This is a genomic window from Pseudomonas persica (assembly GCF_900291015.1).
Taxonomy (GTDB): domain Bacteria; phylum Pseudomonadota; class Gammaproteobacteria; order Pseudomonadales; family Pseudomonadaceae; genus Aquipseudomonas.
Window position 1 is genome coordinate 1 of sequence record NZ_OLKL01000187.1, and the last position, 264, is coordinate 264.

Consider the following 264-nt stretch of genomic DNA (forward strand, 5'->3'; position numbering starts at 1 on the left):
TGACATCACCCTGCATCGCCCGGTGGTGAGGTTCCAGACCGCACAGGGGCAGATGATTCAGTTCACCGCGTCCTTTGCTACCGGGGCACCACTGTACGTGGTCGGCGAACAGGTACAGGTGCTATATCCCGGCGGCATGCCTTCCAAGGCTCGTATCCAGCACCCGGGATTGCGCTGGGGCGCACCGCTGCTGTTGGCGCTGATGGGCATGGGGTTCTGCCTGATCGCCGCATGCGTCCATCGCCTGTGCGTGCGCTACTGGCC

General features: G+C 64.0%; 1 protein-coding gene. It reads left to right on the plus strand.

Going from position 1 to position 264, the window contains the following annotated elements:
* A partial coding sequence (locus FQ664_RS26220; protein WP_178091087.1) for a DUF3592 domain-containing protein occupies positions 1–264 on the plus strand: 264 nt, incomplete at both ends.